At 50.4% G+C, this 16,747-nt stretch carries 14 protein-coding genes; 7 read left to right on the forward strand and 7 right to left on the reverse strand.

What is annotated here, in order from left to right:
- Nucleotides 1-10: 10 nt before the first annotated feature.
- The 4 genes from mutL to ACN0T0_RS08395 are packed head-to-tail and all read right to left on the reverse strand — an operon-like array spanning nucleotide 11 to nucleotide 5,325.
- On the reverse strand, nucleotides 11-1,906 hold the full coding sequence (gene mutL, locus ACN0T0_RS08380; protein ID WP_417225034.1) for a DNA mismatch repair endonuclease MutL: 1,896 nt from the start codon (nucleotides 1,904-1,906) through the stop codon (nucleotides 11-13).
- A gap of 22 nt (nucleotides 1,907-1,928) precedes the next feature.
- Nucleotides 1,929-3,275 carry an N-acetylmuramoyl-L-alanine amidase gene (locus ACN0T0_RS08385; protein ID WP_417225036.1) on the reverse strand — a complete coding sequence of 449 codons (1,347 nt, stop codon included), beginning with the start codon at nucleotides 3,273-3,275 and terminating at the stop codon, nucleotides 1,929-1,931.
- Between the two features lie 53 nt (nucleotides 3,276-3,328).
- Nucleotides 3,329-3,811: a tRNA (adenosine(37)-N6)-threonylcarbamoyltransferase complex ATPase subunit type 1 TsaE gene (gene tsaE, locus ACN0T0_RS08390; protein ID WP_417225038.1), complete on the reverse strand. Its 483-nt coding sequence runs from the start codon at nucleotides 3,809-3,811 to the stop codon at nucleotides 3,329-3,331.
- Between the two features lie 11 nt (nucleotides 3,812-3,822).
- The gene (locus ACN0T0_RS08395) at nucleotides 3,823-5,325 is read right to left on the reverse strand and encodes an NAD(P)H-hydrate dehydratase (protein WP_417225040.1); all 1,503 of its coding nucleotides are present in this window, start codon (nucleotides 5,323-5,325) and stop codon (nucleotides 3,823-3,825) included.
- A gap of 60 nt (nucleotides 5,326-5,385) precedes the next feature.
- Here ACN0T0_RS08395 and queG point away from each other — a divergent pair, with 60 nt between their 5' ends.
- Nucleotides 5,386-6,510 (forward strand): tRNA epoxyqueuosine(34) reductase QueG, encoded by a 1,125-nt coding sequence (gene queG, locus ACN0T0_RS08400; protein ID WP_417225042.1) that lies wholly within the window; start codon nucleotides 5,386-5,388, stop codon nucleotides 6,508-6,510.
- Between the two features lie 12 nt (nucleotides 6,511-6,522).
- Here the strand turns inward: queG and ACN0T0_RS08405 are convergent, their stop codons facing one another.
- The 3 genes from ACN0T0_RS08405 to orn form a co-directional block, all read right to left on the reverse strand.
- On the reverse strand, nucleotides 6,523-7,515 hold the full coding sequence (locus ACN0T0_RS08405) for a patatin-like phospholipase family protein (RefSeq protein WP_417225044.1): 993 nt from the start codon (nucleotides 7,513-7,515) through the stop codon (nucleotides 6,523-6,525).
- A gap of 230 nt (nucleotides 7,516-7,745) precedes the next feature.
- Nucleotides 7,746-9,578: an EAL domain-containing protein gene (locus ACN0T0_RS08410; RefSeq protein ID WP_417225046.1), complete on the reverse strand. Its 1,833-nt coding sequence runs from the start codon at nucleotides 9,576-9,578 to the stop codon at nucleotides 7,746-7,748.
- A 181-nt stretch (nucleotides 9,579-9,759) separates the two neighbouring features.
- The gene (gene orn, locus ACN0T0_RS08415) at nucleotides 9,760-10,299 is read right to left on the reverse strand and encodes an oligoribonuclease (protein ID WP_417225048.1); all 540 of its coding nucleotides are present in this window, start codon (nucleotides 10,297-10,299) and stop codon (nucleotides 9,760-9,762) included.
- A gap of 97 nt (nucleotides 10,300-10,396) precedes the next feature.
- Here orn and rsgA point away from each other — a divergent pair, with 97 nt between their 5' ends.
- The 6 genes from rsgA (at nucleotide 10,397) to yeiP (ending at nucleotide 16,746) form a co-directional block, all read left to right on the forward strand.
- Nucleotides 10,397-11,419 carry a small ribosomal subunit biogenesis GTPase RsgA gene (gene rsgA / locus ACN0T0_RS08420; protein ID WP_417225050.1) on the forward strand — a complete coding sequence of 341 codons (1,023 nt, stop codon included), beginning with the start codon at nucleotides 10,397-10,399 and terminating at the stop codon, nucleotides 11,417-11,419.
- Between the two features lie 18 nt (nucleotides 11,420-11,437).
- Complete coding sequence (locus ACN0T0_RS08425) at nucleotides 11,438-13,177, forward strand: HDOD domain-containing protein (RefSeq protein ID WP_417225052.1); 1,740 nt, start codon at nucleotides 11,438-11,440, stop codon at nucleotides 13,175-13,177.
- Nucleotides 13,174-13,983, forward strand: a complete 810-nt coding sequence (locus tag ACN0T0_RS08430) for a sulfurtransferase (RefSeq protein ID WP_417225054.1) — start codon at nucleotides 13,174-13,176, stop codon at nucleotides 13,981-13,983. Before ACN0T0_RS08425 ends, ACN0T0_RS08430 begins: the two co-directional genes overlap by 4 nt.
- Before the next feature lie 136 nt (nucleotides 13,984-14,119).
- Nucleotides 14,120-14,962, forward strand: coding sequence for an archaetidylserine decarboxylase (asd, locus tag ACN0T0_RS08435; protein ID WP_417225055.1), 843 nt, complete (start codon nucleotides 14,120-14,122; stop codon nucleotides 14,960-14,962).
- Between the two features lie 82 nt (nucleotides 14,963-15,044).
- A complete protein-coding gene (locus ACN0T0_RS08440; RefSeq protein ID WP_417225057.1) occupies nucleotides 15,045-16,082 on the forward strand; it encodes a YgfZ/GcvT domain-containing protein in 1,038 nt (345 codons plus the stop codon).
- A gap of 97 nt (nucleotides 16,083-16,179) precedes the next feature.
- Entirely contained in the window at nucleotides 16,180-16,746 is a 567-nt protein-coding gene (gene yeiP, locus ACN0T0_RS08445; protein WP_417225059.1) for an elongation factor P-like protein YeiP, read from the forward strand.
- Nucleotide 16,747 lies beyond the last annotated feature (1 nt).

The following is a 16,747-nucleotide window of genomic DNA, read 5'->3' on the forward strand; positions in this document are numbered from 1 at the left end:
TTGACTCAACTTATTGCCCTCGCATAAACAGGCTGTCGAGATCGGTCATCGACATCTGCGTCCAAGTGGGCCGCCCATGGTTACACTGACCACTCCGTTCGGTACGCTCCATATCTCTTAACAGTGCATTCATCTCAGGGATGGTCAATTGCCGATTAGCCCTGACCGAACCATGACATGCCATCGTCGCCAGCAACTCATTAGTATGCTGCTGGATTTTTTGACTGGTACCAAACATCACCATATCACCGAGCACATCAAGAATTAACTTGCTGATATCGGCACTGGCCAACGCTACCGGCACCTGCCGGATGACGAGAGTCTCCTCGCCCATTCGTGCAATCTCAATACCCAGCTTAGAAAACACCTCCGAGTGCTCTTCAGCGCAGTCAGCCTCCATCGAACTCACCGCCATACTTACTGGTACTAGCAAAGGCTGACTTCGCACGCCCTCGGCTTCATAGGCTAACTTCATACGTTCGTACACAACCCGTTCATGGGCGGCATGCATATCCACGACTACCAAGCCCGCATAATTCTGCGCCAAGACAAAAATACCGTGCAGCTGTGCGATGGCGTATCCCAACGGAGGACATTCGCTATCATCCGCTTCCACCGCCTGACCGGGCACTAACCCTACCGTTGCGTCCCCCTGAGGGTGCAGAGCGCCATATCCGGAGATCTGGTCTCTCACCTGCCCGACGCTAGGACGGTCAGCAGCATAGCGAGTGGACGGAGCAAACCCAGAGCCGGTGATGCTATTAGCATGTCCTTGCAACTGATGCAGCGGCATCCGGCTTTGCTCAAAATTCTGAGGCGCCAGCGCCTGCCCCGGCACTTGGCTCAGCAATTCACTGGCGGCCGCGCCGGAAATGGCCGGTTCGCTGCCCTGCTCTGGGCGAATATCAGCGATAACCCGATGGGTGGTGCGAAAAATAAAGTCATGGACCAGTCGCGTTTCACGAAAGCGCACTTCATGCTTAGTCGGATGCACATTCACATCCACCAGCTTAGGATCCAGCTCCATATACAGCACATAGGCGGGATGACGACCATGATAGAGCACGTCTTGATAAGCCTGGCGCAGCGCATGGGCAACCACTTTATCGCGAATAATGCGGCCATTAACAAAGAAATACTGCAAATCTGCCTGACTACGCGAGAAGGTTGGCAACGCCACCCAACCCCATAATCGAAGCCCTGAGGCTGCTGCGCTGACATCCACCTTCATGGCGTTTTCAATGAAGGCGGGGGAGAGTAGCGTCGAGATACGCCGCTCTTGTTCAGATTCACTAACCGCCGGACGCAATTGATGAATCACCTTCTGGTTATGCTTTAAGGTAAACCCCACATCAAAGCGACTCAGCGCCAGCCGTTTAACCACCTCTTCCAGATGCTTAAACTCGGTTTTTTCAGTTTTAAGAAATTTGCGTCTAGCCGGGGTATTAAAAAACAGATCCCGCACTTCAACGGTTGAACCCTGCGGATGGGCCGCCGGCGAGACCTCAGCGGTCATATCTCGCCCCTCGGTCTGTACCTGCCAGCCTGCCTCTTGGTCCGCTGTGCGTGAGGTCAGCGTAAGACGCGAGACAGAACTGATTGACGCCAGTGCTTCGCCACGAAAACCAAGACTTTCCACCGCTTCGAGATCATCTAAATTGAGAATTTTACTGGTGGCATGACGACTAAGCGCCAGCGCTAGATCCTCTTTTTCGATGCCCTGACCATCGTCACGCAATCGAATCAATTTGACGCCGCCCTGCTCGATATCCAATTCGATCCGGCTAGCACCCGCATCAAGACTATTTTCGAGAATCTCTTTAACAACAGAAGCGGGACGTTCAACCACTTCGCCGGCGGCAATTTGGTTCGCCAGTCGAGGAGTCAGTAGGTGTATTCGGGACATATCAGAGGTTACACGTAATTGATTAACTGGCGGGTATTTTCAGTACCTGACCAATCATAATATGATCGGCACTGCGCAACCCATTTGCCTTGCGTAAAGCAGCCAACGATACACCGTTCCTGCTGGCAATAACAGAGAGAGTGTCGCCCCGCATCACCTTATAGTGAGCTGACGCTGACTTGCTGTTACCCTCTTTCTGCCACGCTAACCATGTAAGGGCCGGAGGCTTCGCGGTAAAGTGTGCTTTGATGCCGGCAAAAACAGCCTGAGCCATTTTCCGTTGATAGGCTTTTGATTTTAGCTTAGCGGCTTCATCATGGTTGGTAATAAAGCCGGTCTCAACCAAAATGGAGGGAATATCCGGCGATTTCAACACCACAAAACCCGCCTGCTCTACCTGTTTTTTATGCATTTTAGCGAACTTGCTCATATTCCGGTGAATACTATGGGCAATATCTCGACTATCACTGCGGCTAGCGGTCATCGACATATCTAACAACACCTTGGCCAGCACATCATCTTTATCTTCCAAGCTGACACTACCAACGCCGCCAATCAGATCGGCACTATTTTCTTTTTGTGCCAGCCAGCGCCCCATCTCACTACTGGCCCCTCGAGGCGATAGCACCCAGACCGATGCACCTCTGGCTCGATGATCGCGAAAGCCATCCGCATGGATCGACACGAACATATCCGCATTCATCTTCCGGGCCCGTTCGGTTCGACTGCGCAAGCTAATATAATAATCGCCATCCCGGGTCAGCTTAGGCTGAAAGCCTCGTTCTTTGTCCAACAATGCTTTCAGTTCTCGGGCGATTCCCAACACCACGGTTTTTTCTTTCACTCGTCCAGGCCCAATCGCACCCGGATCTTCGCCACCATGCCCCGCATCGATAGCGATAATAATATCCCGCCGCGAAGAGGGATCATCCACCGAAGCCACTGCTGTTTTTGGCGGCTCTTCGTCAGCAACATCCCGATAAAGGTCGACAACTAAGCGATCCCCGTATTGATCATTCGGTTTTAAAGCAAAACTCTTGGGTTTTACATGCTCATTGAGTTCCAGCACGATGCGCAGATCTTTACCGCTATTACGAGAACCCGAACGCATTAAAGAGATAGGACTATTCGTCAGATCAACCGATGCGAGATTTGATTCTAGTGTCGCCCCCGACATATCCAGCACAATACGGTCAGGTTTTTTTAGGGTAAACAGCTTATGCTGCACTGCTGACGAAAGGTCGAATACCAGCCGTGCATGATCCGGCGCGATCCACACCCGCACATTATGCACTTCAGCCGCATAGGCGCTGACAGCCCCAAACCCGCCGGTCAGTAATAGCACTAATAGCCAGAAGCGTTGCATCATGCTGTTTACTCTTCCCCTCATATACCCTGCATATCCTAGACACTCATGGTTTATCAATTAACACGCGAACACTTAAGCTTATCGGCCAACAACTGACCTTTTTCAGTCTGCGCCTGCCAATGAATCCGCCGACCTCTATTTTCAACACCAATATTGATCAGTAGATCAGCCAGCGGCAAAGCACCCTCGCCCTTTTCCGGCCACTCTATCAGACAGAGGCTATGATCGGTGAAATAGTCGCGAATCCCAAGATATTCAAGTTCTTCTGGATCACCTAAGCGATACAGATCGAAATGAAATACGGTCAATGCCTCTAATTCATAGGGTTCAACCAGTGTATAGGTAGGACTCTTAACCGAACCTTGATGACCGAATCCCTGCAGTACACCCCGACTCAGAGTTGTCTTACCCATACCTAAATCGCCATTGAGGAAAATAACCTCTCCCCCGCTGGCCGCCTGAGCGATCTGCCGACCAAACATCACCATCGCTGCTTCATCGGCAACGAACACACTGTAATCTGCTTCTTGCGGCACGCTATTATTCCTCACAAGCCATTAACCAACAAACGCAATTGTGCCAATAGATCCGTCGCTTGCATACCTCGAGCACCATATTCTGCCGCACTTCGATCCGCCGCCGCCCCGTGTAACCAAGCCCCCAACCGAGCAGCATCCGCAGCGGATAACCCTTGAGCGATTAAGCCACCAATCACGCCACTGAGCACATCGCCCATACCTCCACTGGCCATGCCAGGATTACCGGTGGGATTAAGGTGTAGAGCATCACCATCAAAACTCAGACTACCTGGCCCCTTGAGCAGGGCTACGCCGCCAAACGCCGATTGTAGCGCGACCACAGCGGCAAAGCGGTCTGCTTGCAGTTCGGCGACCGTGCAATCGAGCAATCTAGCCGCCTCACCCGGATGAGGTGTGATGACCCAATGCTCGCCTTCACGCCGACCGAACTCACCTCGACGCTGCAATAAGTTTAAGGCATCGGCATCCAGCACCAGTGGTTTGCCACTTTTAAGTGCGACCATTAACAGTTGTTCGCCCCAAGCGTGCTGCCCCAATCCCGGCCCTAATACCAGCACGGTGGCGCGCGCTATCAAAGGCTCAAGCTCTGCTCCCGAACGCACCCCCACAGCCATAGCTTCGGGGTAACGGCTTAACAACGCAGCCAGATGCTCCTTACGGGTTGCTACGGTCACCAACCCTGCGCCACAACGACCCGCCGCCTGCGCCGCCATAATCGCAGCGCCCCCCATACCACTGTCTCCACCAACCACTAATACATGACCACAACTACCTTTATGAGCGGTTTTAGCGCGAGCGGGCAGTAGGTGAGCGACATCATCCGCCCCCGTAATAAAACCGGACACATCGACCGCCTCATACACATCATCACTCACCCGCAGATCGTCAAATAACAGTTCACCTGTATATTCAGGCCCTTGATGGGTCAATAAGCCGCGCTTCACGCCAATAAAGGTCACGGTCATATCGGCCCGCACAGCAAGCCCCTGAACCACCCCGGTATCGCTACATAGACCCGAAGGGATATCCAATGCCACCACCGGCAATCCGGCACGATTAATCTGTTTAATCGCTGCCTGATAGGGATCACGCACCGCACCACTGATACCGGTGCCCAGCAATCCATCCACAATCAACTCCCCGGTAAAGGATTGCTGACGATATAACTCACTAGGCACCGACTCTTGCTGCAGCCACTCCCAAACCTCACGCGCCTCGCCAGATAATCGTGCAGCAAAGTTATCATCACCGACACACAGCAACTGTACCGTCATTCCCTGACGGTGCGCCAAGCCTGCCACTATCAAACCGTCGCCACCGTTATTACCGGCGCCACAGAGCAGGGTTAATTTACGAACCTCAGGCCAACGCTGACGCAATCGGTCAAAAGCCGCATGACCGGCCCGCTGCATCAGTTTAAAACCGGGCACCCCGGAGGCGATCGCCATACGATCAAGAGCGCGGGTCTGTTCCGCTGTGTATAATGACGCCGGCAAGTCAGCATGTGACATAACGTATTCTCTGAAAAGTGTTTCTAACTTTATTCCTTATAACCTTATTATATAGCGCCAATGACTCAATACGACCCCGAAACACTGCAAAACCTAGCGATGCAGATCAAAACAGAGGCAGCGGCCCTCGGTTTTCAGCAATGCGGTATCACCGGCACCGATCTCAGTGCCGAAGCCGCGCCCTTGCAAGCGTGGCTAGATAAAGGCTATCAGGGGGAAATGAGTTACCTAGAAAATAACGTAGAGAAGCGGCTTAACCCGGCGTTGCTGACCGAAGGTACCCAGCGAATTATCTGTGTCCGTATGAACTGTCTCCCCCCTGATATCGACACCATCAAGATTCTCAAGAACCCAGATCAAGCTTATATCTCCCGTTACACTATGGGCCGTGATTACCATAAAGTTATGCGTAAAAAGCTGACACTACTGGGTAAATCTATTGAAAAACTGATCGGTGAATTCGGTTACCGCGCCTTTGTTGATAGCGCCCCCGTGCTAGAAAGGCCTCTAGCGCGCAATAGTGGACTGGGCTGGCAGGGAAAACATACGCTGATCTTAAACCGGGAAGCCGGCTCTTGGTTTTTACTCGGGGAGCTGTTTGTCGATCTACCGCTACCGGTCGATGCCCCCTATACCGAGGAACACTGCGGCCAGTGTCAGGCGTGTATCGACATCTGCCCGACACAGGCTATTGTAGCCCCCTATGAACTAGACGCCCGCCGCTGTATATCCTATCTAACGATCGAACTAAAAGGTGCTATTCCCATCGAATTTCGCCCATTGATCGGCAATCGGATCTTTGGTTGTGACGACTGTCAGCTCATCTGTCCTTGGAACCGCTTTGCGAAACACAGCGAAGAAGCGGACTTCACCCCGCGTCATCAGCTCGATCATATCTCATTATTGGAATTACAAAGCTGGGATGAGGCGACCTTTCTCAAACGTACCGAAGGTTCAGCCATCCGCCGTACCGGCTATAGCGGCTGGCAGCGCAATATCGCCATCGCATTGGGCAACAGCCGTGGTGGCGAGGCGGTGCTCAGCGCTCTGCAAGGCATGGTCGATGGTGATGACCCGCTCATCAGAGAGCATGCGCTTTGGGCCTTAGCCGCACAAAACGATGGCACAAACGTCAATAGCAGGCCCATTCTGCAGCACCCCCGAGCCAATAAGCTACCGGACTAATCCATCCTCAGCTTAACTAAACAGCCCGTCAACATCACAGCTCTCCCGTTTACCCAACGTTGCCTGATGATTATGGAGCCACTGATCACAGGCCTCTTGACCCAAAGCCATCAGCCCGGTCAAAAACTGCTTGCTGTTATCATATTTACTCAATCGCCCCAGCCCATCGAGGGATCTATCACTCTGCAGCACATGGCAGCGCATACCATTCACTTTTCGCTCAGCCCACCCCTGACGCCAGCGAGAATTAGAGCTGTATTGACGAATATTGCTCACCGCCCGCATCTCCCGCATAAAAGTGCTCTGAAACCCTAGTTCAGTAACCCGTTCAGTAATCGATTCGGCTGAGATCGGCAGTGTTTCTCGCTGCAGTGATTGTAATAAAATAATCAGCACATCATCGGCAACACACTCATAGATCAACGGGAAAACCGCCGGATTACCGGAAAAACCGCCATCCCAGTAGTAAGCACCATCGATCTCGATCGCTTTATGAATATTGGGTAAACAAGCCGAGGCCAGCAGATGGGGCAACGCTAATTCACGCTCATGAAACAGCTTTAGCTTCCCCGTTGCCACTTCGGTGGCAGCGATAAATAGTTTAAACGGGCAATCACGGCGTAACTGGTCAAAACAAACCTGCTTTAACAACAGATCTTCAAGAGGATTAATATCCAATAAATTAACATCGTAAGGCGACAGGTAGCGCATCGCATGCAACCAAAATCGTGCCACGGCCCCCTCGACCTGTTCCGGCAAACGGATAGAAAAATCACTGGAAGCCACCGCTAACCAAAATGAAGCAAGCGCTTGCTTTGCGCCTTGCCGCCCACCTAGACGCCAGCCTTCCGCCAGCATCACCGCATTCATAGCGCCAGCACTGGTGCCACTGACACCCTCGAAATTAATCCAAGGTTCGTCCAATAGACGATCCAATACCCCCCAAGTAAATGCGCCGTGAGCACCACCGCCCTGCAATGCAAGATTGATAGACACTGACTTCATAAGCACCTCTGAGTAACATTAACGACAAATTTGTGCACTGCACAAAAAATAACACATTAATGATGACTTAAAGATGAATACTATTCGTGTAGATAAGCTTCTAGAGTACTTTTGACGCCAATAGAGCAGAAAAACAAGCGGGCAATATCATCAAGGGAAGCCGATTGTCGCCGCATAATTGCGGCAATGCCGTAGGCAAACGAGTTCGCTTGAGCACTGAAAGCCAAGCGCTATTCGTGGACCAAGAGGGTCGCGGCAGGCTCGCTGAACAGATAACCTTGGGAATAATCAATGCCGAGGGATTCAACAACCTTCTGCACCGCTTCGTTATGGACAAACTCAGCCACGGTCTTAATACCCGCGTTACGCGCAAAGAAGACGATCGCGCGAGTTATCTCATAACTCTTAGTGTCGGTATCGATATGTTTAATATATTTGGCATCGATCTTCACCACATCAACATGTAGCTCAAGAATCCGCTCAAAATTAGAATACTCGGTGCCGAAATCATCAATCGCTAACACAAAGCCCAAGGCTTTAAGGCGACGTAACTGGGCAATATGATTCTTTTTACCGGTTGCACTGATGCCTTCCAAAATTTCAAGCACCAACTGCTTCGGCGGCACAGCATATTGACGGGTCTTTTCACTTAAGTAATCTTCCAGATACTCCATTAACAGGTCATCTTCAGTGATGTTAATCGATAGCATCAAATTGGTGCCGGCGATCTTAGCCAGACCTTTATCAATCATTAAACGAGTAATGGTCGGAAATAACCCAGATAACTTCACCGCATTCAAAAAGTGATACGGCGTATAGATAGTGCCGTTATCCTCAAGACGCACTAGCGCCTCATAACTGACAATTTTCCCGCTGACATTATCGCGAATGCCTTGGAAATAGGGCATTACACGATTGCTATTCAATGCCCGATGTAACAAACCATTCCAGTGAATATAGTTGCGACGTAACGCTTGATCCGGCTCATCCTGTTCGGCGTTATAGAGATGAAAACGATTTTTCCCCAACCCTTTCGCCTGACTCATAGCCTGAATAGCCTGTTCGAACACACCATTTTGTCCGGTTGCGCCACCCGCCGTGAACGTAATACTGAACATCTGATTATCGATCCCCAACGAGTGTGAAAACAGATAGTCTCTGAACCGCTCAATCCGCTGTTGCAAATACACCGGTGATGAATAATAGAGCGCAAACTCATCGGCATTAATACGGTAGAGCTCGGCATCAGGAAACTGTTGCGCCAAAAGCTCTGTCACTTCACACAAGAAACGATCACCGAATTCAGGCCCGTAGGCGGTATTAATAAAACGAAAGTTATCCAGATTGAGCAACAGTAGTGACTGCCTGCCAATATAACTATTCAGCTTCATCTTTAACTTTGACTGATTTGGTAGTCCGGTTAGGCTGTCATATTCAAGAGCGATCAGTAGTTGCTGTCGCTGCGCTTCAAGTGCCTGCTCTTGCGCCTGTTTAGTCAGCACAATACTAACCATTGACGCGGCAACATCCAGTAGACGAGTATGAAATCCCGCCGGAGAGCGGTGTTCAAAGGAAGATAAAGCAAAGGAGCCAATCACGCCGCCATCTTGCTCACGCACGGGCATCGACCAGCAGGCACACAAATTAAAATCACGGGCCAGTGGTTGAAGATCGGCCCAACGAGGGTCACTAAAGGTATCTTTAACAAATACTGGCTCATTGCGCATCACTGCATTACCGCAGGAACCACCACCCGGCCCCGGCGACAAACCACAGAGTGCATTAACACCGTTGGCCGGTACACTCGGTGCAACTAAAACATTGAGAAAACCCGTCTGTTTATCCAGCAACATAACCGTCGCAACTGAATTAGGCAGTAGTTGTTCGGCCATACGACATAAGGCATTAAGAATATCGAGTGAGGGTGCATTATCAGCAACCTGAGTAAAAATCGCCTGCTGCAGACGGAGGATTTTATCCAGATCCTCGGCCGACATGGGCAATTGTTCTTCAGAGAGTTGCTCAGAGCCAAACCGATTGAAGGTATCGATTTTATTGATCATACAAGGGCGCCTAAACACTCAAATCGGTGATATTCAGATAAACACTTATGCATACATATCCTGTGCAATAAACAACCTCTTTTATACATCAGTCCCTACATCTATACTCCGTTAGCGACGAATTAACAAAAAATGGACAGAAAACGGGTATCAAAGCTCAACATTAACGGCTACTCAGACATCATTTAAAAAAGGTTTTACGATAATGGGCCAGCTCATTAATCGAGTCGACAATATCATCCAGCGCTAGGTGTGAACCCTTTTTAACGACCCCATCAAGCACTTCAGGTGCCCAGCGGCGGGCCAACTCTTTAATTGTGCTGACATCCAGATTTCGATAATGAAACCAACCCTCTAATTCAGGCATGTATTTAACCAAAAAGCGCCGATCCTGACCAATAGAATTACCACAGATAGGCGATGCACCTTGATCAACATACTTAGCCATAAAAGCGATGGTATCGAGTTCTGCCTGTCGCTCGCTGATCTGCGAATCCCGAACCCTCTGCGTTAATCCTGATTGACCATGCTGATTGGTACACCATTCATCCATGCCATCCAACAGCGCATCCGACTGATGGATCACCAGATTTGGCCCTTCGGCCAGAATATTCAACTGTGAATCTGTTACGATGGTAGCAATCTCAATGATCCTGTCATGCTCCGGATCTAAGCCGGTCATCTCAAGATCGATCCAGATCAGGTTATTCTGCCGTGACATAGTGGTATTCCTTAGTATCAGTACTATATATTTATGACTGAATAGAATACCTTAGCAGGCTGTAAAAATTCACCCCTACACCAGAATTAGCTGATAAATGTCGAAACGAAAACTCAACCGCCGCCAAACATGGCGTGTACAAAAGATTCAAGACGAACGCGCCCAACGCGCGGCCCGCAAAGATTCCGATATCGACCAGCAGTTAGAGGGTGGCGATCTAGGGCCGGAACAACACGGCCAGATTATCTCTCACTTTGGCCGCCAAGTAGATGTTGAAGCCCAAGAAGGCGAAGCCGCTGGGCAAATCTTCCGCTGTCATATGCGTACCAACCTCGATGCATTGGTAACCGGTGATCGCGTTATTTGGCGGGCTGGGGTTGAATATGGTGTCGTGGTCGCCACCCAACCACGTACCACTATTCTGCAACGACCTAACAATCATGGTGAGTTAAAACCCGTTGCCGCCAATATCGACCAGATCATCATTACCATCGCCGTCGAACCGCTGGCCCATTACAACCTGATTGACCGTTACCTAGTTGCCTCAGAACTAAGCGGTATTGAACCGATTATCCTGCTCAACAAAACCGACCTGATTAATGATGACAACCGTGAGCGCATCAATACCATGATCGAGCTTTACCGCTCAATCGGTTATCAGGTTATGACGGTATCATCAGTGGATAAAGAGGGCCTTGCCCCACTGCAAGCGCAACTAAACGACCGTATCAGCGTATTTGTCGGTCAATCGGGGGTGGGTAAATCATCCCTCATTAATGCGCTACTACCGGGCATAGACCTCAAAGTGGGAGCATTATCCGAAGCCACCCGCAAGGGTACTCACACCACAACAACCGCCCGGCTGTTTCACTTCCCCGATGGCGGCGATCTAATCGACTCCCCCGGAATCCGGGAGTTTGCGCTATGGCACATCAATGAACACAACCTACTCGACGGCTTTCGCGAGTTCTCCCCCTTTATCGGCTATTGTAAGTTCCGCGACTGTAATCACGAGCAAGAACCCGGTTGCGCTATCAAACATGCCATTGAAGAGGGTAAAATCAGTGCTCAACGGGTAAACAGTTACAAACATATTCTGAATACCCTGAATCAGAATTAACGGGGACAGTACGGGCGGATGACCGAACAACAGAATCCACAAAATGCTGAGCAGTGGTACCGTTTTCTGATCGACCAGCAACCGCCGGTCAGAGCCAGCATCGTGAAACGATTTCAACGCATGCTGAGGGATAAAAACTGCTCAGTCATTCTGCTGAGTCGTTTTATTAAAACAGACCCTCTGCTGTGCTTTTATGTGGCTCTCACGGCTGGCAAACTCCATGGCGAAAAAAAATCGGAAATCACCAGTATTGATCACGCCATCGGTTCGCTGGGAATACAAAAGCTCGAAAAGTTGATCAATAGCCTGCCAACTACTCGCCTCAACCCGTCCAGTACAGCCCAAAAAATGTACTTCCGCTCAGTGGCTAACAGCCACCATGCCGCTATACAGGCGCAACAGTGGTTGATCCAGTGTCGTGGCGGCATGTTTGCCGAAGAGAGCTATCAGGCGGCGCTGTTTTACAACATCGGTCATTGGCTGCTGTGGTATTTCGCACCGGTACATATGTCTAAGATTCAGATTCTAGTGCGGGAAAAACAGGTAAGTCCGGAGCTCGCCGAAGCCCGTATCCTCGGCAGCACCATTGATGCGATATCCAAACGACTCCTAACCCATTGGCCGGTCTCTCCATTAGCTCGGATCACCCTAGAAACCAGCTCACCGCTCAATAAACAGATGGTTCTACAGTTACATCAGCGGGCCTTAGGGGACCCTCGTTTACAGGGCGATCAACTGCGACAGCTTAACCATTTAACGCAACAAAAATTTTTTCCGGTGAAACTCAGTAATTGGCTAACATTCTCATCCAACTTTAGCTGGGCAAGTGAAGCGACCCTGCAGCTGATGGATATCATTAATGACTATCTACGTGCCGAGTTAGATCATACCTCAGCCTTTCTACACAAAAACTGCGCCATGGCAGCACGGCTGTACCATGTCCCCGGCACACTATCTCCTGCCGCTGAAATGCTGATGTTAGAAAGTGACCTAGCACCGGCTTATCGACTGACGCCTACCGATGTCAAACTCTTCGATCTACCGCCGCTAAAACCGGGCCTACTGCCCAAGCAAGAAAAAACAGCCGCAAAATACTCAGCAGAGAGTCTGACCATCAGTTCAGTACGATCGCCAGAGGAACAACAAACGCCGCCTGCCAGTATCAAAAAGGCCGAGCTCGGCCAAAACACAGATTCAAAGCCGATCTTCAAGGCCAATGAGGCACTGCAAAACCAAGACCTTTATCAAACTTATCTCAAAAAATTCAACGACCTCGGGAGCGCTTACAGCCATGGTCCACAGATTTTAACTGACCTTATCAAAGGTCTGGTCAGTGGTGTCGGCATGCAGCGGGTTGCCCTAAATATTCTACCGCCCAACAGCGATACCCTAAAAGTTATTAAAGCGACGGGCTTCGAAGACGGCCATCCAATGCCTCATTCAAGCCACCAGCTAACGCCCAACAGTCTGTTCTACCGACTCAGCCAGAAGCCCGCCTGCTTAATGATTACTCAAGAAAATCGGCAACGGGTCGCCGCGGCACTGCCTGATACCTTCAAGCGTTCAGTGAGCGAACAAAACTACCTGTTTATGTCATTGGTCGCCGCCAATAAATCGGTAATCATTATCTATGCCGACAGAGAAGGCCAACCCAACGGGGTTGAGCCTGTTCACCATCAAAAATTTAAAGAACTGTGTCTCGCAGCTGGGCGCTGTTTGGATCAACTTTATATATCACGCGCCGGAGTCAAAAAATGAATCTGCCACTGGTTATCACCCCATCACAACTACATGACGTATTAGCAGATGAAACACTGCTGATTATTGATCTATCCGCAACAGACAACTACCTCAGAGGCCATATCCCCGGCGCGATTCATGTCGACGCTACCCGGCTATTATGCGGTCAAGGAGATGTGCCCAACAAAATCCCTCATGCGGATCAACTGAGCGCCCTATTCAGCGAAATCGGCCTCACCGCCGAGCGCCATGTGATCGTCTATGATGACCAAATGGGACCTTGGGCCGGTCGTATGATCTGGACACTGCACAGCATCGGCCATCAACACTGTTCATTCCTTAATGGCCACCTCAATGCATGGGCCAACGCCGGCTTTGCCCTACAAACCACCGCCAATGTAGCCACCGACAGCGACTATAGCGCGACACTCAATAACGACTATTTAGCGGATGTTGACTACATTACCCATCATCTAGAAGACAGCGACCATATTGTCCTCGATGTTCGCTCCGCGGCGGAATATAGTGGCGAGAAAGTCATTAACGCCAAGCGCGGAGGGCATATCCCCGGTGCGGTGAATTATGAATGGACCCGTGCACTGGTATCTGACCAAGGTCAACTGCGCCCCGCGGATGAGATTCAAGCCGATTTAGCCGCGCTAGGTGTCACCCAAGATAAAACCATCATCACCCATTGCCAAACCCATCGCCGCTCTGGCCTTAGCTATGTGTTCACAAAACACCTTGGGTTCGATAAGGTACGCTGCTACGATGGTTCTTGGTTTGAATGGGGCAATCGAGAAGATCTCCCCATCGAATCCTAATATACGCTAACCTGAATTTGCCTAAACAATGTCGACTATGTGCGCTTGAGTACCTCAGCCCGCAAGATCGAACAGACGATCAATACCGGCACTTTTATAACGACTTTATAACAACGTTTTTTTCGGAAGCCTAACAGTGAAAGACTCCCTCTTTATTCTGCTGCAACACCTGCTGCCGCAACACCTGCTGTCCCGCGCGGTAGGTTACCTAGCCGAAAGCCGCTGCAACTGGATCAAGCGCACCTTTATCAAGACCTTCGCCAAGCGTTACCAAGTGAATATGTCTGAAGCACTGATTGAAGATCTCGATCAATTTGAAAACTTCAACGCCTTCTTCACCCGCGCACTAAAACCGGATGTTCGCCCACTGGATGACGCCAGTGTCGTGTCTCCCGCGGACGGTGAAATCAGCCAAATAGGCACCATCGACTATGGCCGCATTCTCCAAGCCAAAGGCCGAGGCTATGGCCTCAGCACCCTGCTAGGTGGTCATGCCGACCTAGCCGAGCAGTTTATCCATGGCCGCTTTACCACGATTTATCTATCACCCAGCGACTACCATCGGGTGCATATGCCAGTCACCGGCACCCTACGGGAAAGTATCTATGTCCCAGGCGATCTGTACTCGGTTAATCAAACCACCGCCAAAGGCGTCGACAACCTCTTTGCCCGCAATGAACGATTGATCGCCATTTTTGACACCGAGCAGGGGCCAATGGCTATGATCCTCGTTGGCGCCATGATAGTGGCCGGCATAGAAACGGTCTGGGGTGGTCAAGTGGCTCCCGTACTGAAAAACAGCTGGCGCATTGATCATCAAAAACCTATCGAGCCGGTTGTATTGCAGCAAGGCGAAGAGATGGGCCGCTTTAAACTCGGCTCAACCGTGATACTGTTATTTGGTAAAGATGCCATCGAATGGTCAACATCACTGCAGGCTGATGATCCAGTACGGCTCGGCCAACAACTCAGTGATTAAAAGCCAAGAAGCTTAGCATTATGAATTTAAAGAGATTCCGCGTTAGCGGGTACTTACATACACAATTGTTTCAGGTTTTATTATGAGCTGGTTAGATACGCTTAATACGCTGGGTGTTCAGGTTGATGAGCAGGGAAACTGTCAGGTTTCCGAGGCCAATAATACCGCCACCGACGTAACGATTACGCCATTGACACATTTAGGTCTGTTTGATGTCCTAGGCCCTGATGCGGAAAAATTCCTTCAAGGACAACTATCTTGTGATATCAGTAGCGTCAGCGCGGGCAAAAGCCTGCTCGGAGCTCACTGTAATATCAAAGGCAGCATGGTAAGTCTCAGCCGCCTAATGCCGGTAGACAACGGCTTCTGGCTGCGTACCGAAAGGGCGATTCTCGATACTGCCATGACTAACCTGAAGAAATATATGATCTTCTCTAAGGCTGAGAGTCAAAACCGTACAGACGAGATTGTCGGACTCGGTTTTAGCGGTGCACAGGCCACTGCACTGCTCAGCGCCAAAGGCTTCCATGTACCGGCAGAAGACGGTGATATCAGCAGCGGCTTTAGTGGCCTACTGACCCGCATCCCCGGAGACCGATTTGAACTCTGGTTACCCCTTGGCCAAGCTACAGCGCTGCTAACCTCCTGCGCAGAAGAAGCCACATTAACGGACACCAATGCTTGGATGTTAGCCGATATCCGTGCTGGCATTCCCGCTCTACAGCAGGAAACCGTTGAAACCTTTATTCCACAGATGACCAACCTACAGGTATTCGACGGTGTCAGCTTTACTAAAGGCTGCTATACCGGTCAGGAAGTGGTGACTCGCTTACAGCACCGGGGCAAACTGAACCGACCAATGTTCCGCCTAGCCTTCAGTGCCGACCAACCACCCTTCGCCGGTAGTAGCATTAACACCCCAGACCGGGCTGGTGTTGGCACGGTAGTGAGCGCCGCAATGGCTTCAGAAAACGGCGGTGAGCTGCTGGCCGTGATACTCAAGACCAGCGTTGATGATAATCAAACTCCGTTATTAGCCGAAGGAGTTGAGCAACCGCTAACACGACTTGAACTGCCTTACAGCCTCGACCCTGAACTGTTTGAACGAAAAACACACTAATAATCAGGCGCGGCAGGAATAATTTTCGCCGCCCCATTTTTTCCAACGATGGACCTGATTATACTACCCATACATTTTCATTCTGGAACCCGTTACCATGCCAAAAGCTAGTGAAATAAAAAGAAATGCAGCAATCGACATTAATGGTGAAGCTTACATTGTTCGCGATATCGAGCGCTCAGTCCCTCAAGGACGTGCTGGCGGCAGTCTCTATCGCATGCGTATGTACAATGTTGCGACCAACGCAAAGATCGATGAAACCTTTAAAGATTCAGATATGCTGACACTGGCCGACCTAACCCGTCGTGCAGTGACATTCTCCTACTCTGATGGCGATGAGTATGTCTTCATGGACAGTGAAGATTACTCCTCATACAGTATGAACAAAGAAAACATCGAAGACGAACTGATGTTTATCACCGATGACCTGCAAGGTCTGCACGTTATGATCGTTAATGATGCACCGGTAGCGCTCGACCTACCGGGCATCGTCGAACTGGAAATCACCGAAACCGATCCATCCATCAAAGGGGGTTCTGCAACCGCCCGGACTAAACCGGCAACACTGTCCACCGGACTGGTAATTCAGGTGCCTGAACATATCTCTACCGGTGACCGTATTAAGGTAAATGTCGAAGAGCGCAAATTCACCGGCCGTGCTTAAT

The organism is Amphritea sp. (genome assembly GCF_048266285.1).
GTDB lineage: Bacteria > Pseudomonadota > Gammaproteobacteria > Pseudomonadales > Balneatricaceae > Amphritea.

Bases quoted from the DNA above. Each gene is read 5' to 3' on its own strand.
- mutL (WP_417225034.1), bottom strand. From the start codon at position 1,906: ATGTCCCGAATACACCTACTGACTCCTCGACTGGCGAACCAAATTGCC.
- ACN0T0_RS08385 (WP_417225036.1), bottom strand. From the start codon at position 3,275: ATGATGCAACGCTTCTGGCTATTAGTGCTATTACTGACCGGCGGGTTT.
- ACN0T0_RS08395 (WP_417225040.1), bottom strand. From the start codon at position 5,325: ATGTCACATGCTGACTTGCCGGCGTCATTATACACAGCGGAACAGACC.
- queG (WP_417225042.1), top strand. From the start codon at position 5,386: ATGACTCAATACGACCCCGAAACACTGCAAAACCTAGCGATGCAGATC.
- ACN0T0_RS08405 (WP_417225044.1), bottom strand. From the start codon at position 7,515: ATGAAGTCAGTGTCTATCAATCTTGCATTGCAGGGCGGTGGTGCTCAC.
- ACN0T0_RS08410 (WP_417225046.1), bottom strand. From the start codon at position 9,578: ATGATCAATAAAATCGATACCTTCAATCGGTTTGGCTCTGAGCAACTC.
- orn (WP_417225048.1), bottom strand. From the start codon at position 10,299: ATGTCACGGCAGAATAACCTGATCTGGATCGATCTTGAGATGACCGGC.
- rsgA (WP_417225050.1), top strand. From the start codon at position 10,397: ATGTCGAAACGAAAACTCAACCGCCGCCAAACATGGCGTGTACAAAAG.
- ACN0T0_RS08425 (WP_417225052.1), top strand. From the start codon at position 11,438: ATGACCGAACAACAGAATCCACAAAATGCTGAGCAGTGGTACCGTTTT.
- ACN0T0_RS08430 (WP_417225054.1), top strand. From the start codon at position 13,174: ATGAATCTGCCACTGGTTATCACCCCATCACAACTACATGACGTATTA.
- ACN0T0_RS08440 (WP_417225057.1), top strand. From the start codon at position 15,045: ATGAGCTGGTTAGATACGCTTAATACGCTGGGTGTTCAGGTTGATGAG.
- yeiP (WP_417225059.1), top strand. From the start codon at position 16,180: ATGCCAAAAGCTAGTGAAATAAAAAGAAATGCAGCAATCGACATTAAT.